At 49.9% G+C, this 3,565-nt stretch carries 4 protein-coding genes; all 4 read left to right on the top strand.

Going from position 1 to position 3,565, the window contains the following annotated elements:
* Positions 1 to 1,174: FAD-dependent oxidoreductase (locus NTZ10_03835; protein MCX5749359.1), on the top strand; the 1,174-nt coding region annotated here is incomplete at its 5' end.
* Positions 1,175 to 1,178: 4 nt separating this feature from the next.
* On the top strand, positions 1,179 to 2,564 hold the full coding sequence (gene purF, locus NTZ10_03830; protein ID MCX5749358.1) for an amidophosphoribosyltransferase: 1,386 nt from the start codon (positions 1,179 to 1,181) through the stop codon (positions 2,562 to 2,564).
* A 53-nt stretch (positions 2,565 to 2,617) separates the two neighbouring features.
* Entirely contained in the window at positions 2,618 to 2,764 is a 147-nt protein-coding gene (locus NTZ10_03825) for a hypothetical protein (GenBank protein ID MCX5749357.1), read from the top strand.
* 88 nt (positions 2,765 to 2,852) lie between these two features.
* Positions 2,853 to 3,565: glutamine synthetase family protein (locus NTZ10_03820; protein MCX5749356.1), on the top strand; the 713-nt coding region annotated here is incomplete at its 3' end.

The raw sequence follows: 3,565 nt of genomic DNA, 5'->3' as shown, positions 1-3,565 counted from the left end.
GCAGGAGGACCAGTGCGAGAAACTCTGCATACTGGGAAAGAAAGGACTGCCGATCGGGATCGGTGACCTCGAGAGATACGCGGCGGACTATGGAAATCCGAAATCACAGAATAACTTCCACCCTCTCCCTCAGGGAGAGGGAAGCCTGCCCGCAATGCTTCGCATAGCGAAGCAGGCGGGGGTGAGGGCTAAGGGGCAAATAGCCGTTGTGGGTTCCGGTCCGGCCGGACTGACTTGCGCGGCCGATCTTGCAAAGATGGGATATCAGGTCACAATGTTCGAATCGCTGCATACGGCCGGCGGAGTATTGAGCTATGGGATCCCCGAATTCAGATTGCCGAAAAAGATCGTAAATGAGGAAGTGGAATACATCGAATCGCTGGGAGTGGATTTCAAACCGAACATGCTGATAGGAAATATCTTCTCGATCGAAGAACTTTTCAGGCAGGGATTCAAAGCCGTCTTCATCGGAGCGGGAGCCGGACTGCCCCAGTTCCTGAAGATACCCGGAGAAAATCTCATGGGCGTCTACAGCGCGAATGAATATCTGACCAGGATAAATCTGATGAAGGCCTATTTGTTCCCGGAGTATCTGACTCCCGTGAAGGTTGGCAAAAAGGTGGCGGTTATCGGGGCCGGTAACGTGGCTATGGATGCCGCGAGGGTCTCGTTGAGACTTGGCGCCAGCGAGGTGACCATAGTCTACAGAAGATCGAGGACTGAGATGCCCGCAAGGGAAGAGGAGATAATCAGGGCCGAAGAAGAAGGGGTCATTTTTAAATTATTAACCGCGCCCGTGAGTATAATCTCGGACGGAAGCAGCGGCTGGGCAAAACAGATGGAATGCCTCAAAATGGAGCTCGGCGAGCCGGATGACAGCGGAAGGCGCAGGCCCGTGCCGGTAAAAGGTTCCGAGTTCAAAATAGATGTGGACACGGTGGTGATAGCGATCGGCCAGAGCCCTAATCCTCTTTTAACGAATTCCACTCCGGATCTTAAAAAGGAAAAATGGGGAGGCATCATTACGGACCCCGAAACCGGACAGACTTCCATAAAAGGGGTCTTTGCCGGCGGGGACATCGTGACCGGAGCCGCGACAGTGATATCAGCTATGGGAGCTGGAAAAAAGGCCGCTGCCGCGATTGACAATCACATCAAAAATCCGATAAAATAAGACCGTGAACCCCCAACCAGGTCTCCAGCCGGCCAAGGACAAACTACAGGAAGAGTGCGGCGTTTTCGGGATATATTCATCTGAAAAAAAAGATGTCGCAAAATATATTTACTACGGCCTCTATGCGCTGCAGCACCGCGGCCAGGAGAGTGCCGGTATAGTGACGACGGACGGAATTTCATTCAAGTCATTCGTCGGGATGGGGCTCGTGCCGGTCGTCTTTTCAAAAGAAGAGATATTCAGGGAGTTAAAGGGCAGGATAGGACTTGGACATACAAGATACTCGACCACGGGCTCAAGCGTTATATGTAATGCCCAGCCCATAATCGCTAATACTCCTTTCGGCACTATCGCCCTTGCGCATAACGGGAACCTGACCAATACAAAAGAACTTCAGAAAAAACTGCGCAAAAAAGGATACGGTTTCAAGGGCAACAGCGATTCCGAGGTGATCTGCGCCATGCTGAGTTTTTCAAAGAAGAAGGACCTGTGCTCTGCGCTGGTCTCCGTCCTCAAAAAACTAAAAGGCGCTTTTTCCATCGGAATAATGACGAACGACAGGCTGATCGCGGTAAGGGACCCTCACGGCATCAGGCCTCTTTGCATCGGACATTTTGATAATTGTTATATAGTCTCGTCCGAGACGTGCGGGCTGGACATACTCGGAGCAAAACTTGTAAAGGAGATCAAGCCTGGCGAGATGGCGGTGATCAATAAAAAAGGCATCAAGTCTATGATCTGGAGCAAAAAACAGCCGTCTTTATGCGTTTTTGAGTTCATCTATTTCGCGCGGCCGGATTCGGTCATGAACGGCCGGAACCTGTATCACGCCCGCGTCGACATGGGCCGCTACCTGGCAAAGGAGCATCCGGTAGAAGCGGATTACGTCATTCCCGTGCCTGATTCCGGGAACCCGGCCGCCATAGGTTTCGCATCCAAATCAAAGATACCGTTCAGCGACGTGCTTGTGAAGAACAGGTACGTCGGCAGGACATTCATCCAGCCGACCCAGGACATCAGGGAGCTCGGAGTGAAGTTGAAACTAAATCCGATAAAAGAGGTCATCCGCGGCAAAAACATAGTCCTGATAGACGATTCGATCGTGAGAGGGACCACGAGCAGGCAGATCGTCAGGATACTTAAGGAAGCGGGGGCCAAAAAAGTGCATGTAAGGGTGGCAAGCCCGCCGATAATAGGCACCTGCAGTTTCGGTATAGACACTGCCACAAAGAAGGAACTTATAGCTTCAAGCCAGACGGTGGAAAAGATCAGAAAGTACCTCGGAGCCGATTCGCTCGGGTATCTGAGCATGGACGGCCTGATAAAGGCTATCGCTCTGCCCAAAGACAGCCTTTGTTTGGGTTGCCTGAACCTCGACTATCCCAACTGATACAAGTTTTTAAATAGTTGTTCCGATATATCAAATGAAGGAGAAATATTCAAATGGTAAGCGGAATTTCGTCAAGTATGTTACAAAATAATGTAAAGCTGAAAGAAGAAGAGCTTGTTCATAAAAAACAAAATTCGAACGTGCCAAATAAGACCATTGGTGGCATGATAAAACCTGAACAATCTAAAAGTATAAAATAACAGCGCTTTACACGACCGAATAATTTGATATTTACCCCGCGGGTATGATACGATATTGCCATAATCGGTATTAAAAAGGAGTACCCGTATGGCATTAGACAAGGCGAAAAAAGACATCCTGTCCAAAACAAAGTCGGATGACGTAAAGTTCATTCAGCTCCAGTTCACGGACATCCTCGGCATCTTAAAAAGCGTCTCGATCCCCATCGAAAGGCTGGAAGACTGTCTTGACAAGGGCACCTGGTTCGACGGGTCATCTATCGAGGGGTTCGCCAGGATATCTGAGAGCGACATGGTCCTCCATCCCGACATTTCGACTTACCGCGTGATCCCGTGGAAAGCCCAGGAAAGGCGCGTTGCAAGGTTCATCTGCGATATCTATACTCCCGACAACAAGCCGTTCGCCGGCGACCCGAGGGGTATCCTCAAGAGGGCTATGGATGAAGCAAAAAAAGAGGGCTATATCCTCAATACAGGACCCGAGATCGAATTTTTCCTTTTAAAAAAGAACAACGATATTATAACAACCAATCCTCACGATGTGGGAGGTTACTTCGATTATTCCCCTCTGGACATGGCCTCGGAGATAAGGAGGGAGATGATATTTGCGCTTGAGGACATGGGGATGACGGTAGAAATGAGCCATCACGAAGTAGGTCCGGGACAGCACGAGATAGACATCAGGTACAGCGAGGCTCTTTCCTCCGCAGATAATATGATAACGATGAAAATCGCCTTAAAAGCCGTGGCGCAAAAGTTCGGTCTCCATGCCACCTGTATGCCGAAACCGATATTCGGCGT

This window comes from Candidatus Saganbacteria bacterium, from assembly GCA_026387835.1.
Taxonomy (GTDB): Bacteria; Margulisbacteria; WOR-1; order JAKLHX01; family JAKLHX01; genus JAPLKZ01.
Note: the sequence above shows the minus strand (reverse complement) of the source record. Positions and strands in the feature narration are given on the sequence as shown.

Excerpts from the sequence above, each read along its gene's own strand:
- NTZ10_03825 (MCX5749357.1), top strand. The coding sequence starts at position 2,618 with ATGGTAAGCGGAATTTCGTCAAGTATGTTACAAAATAATGTAAAGCTG.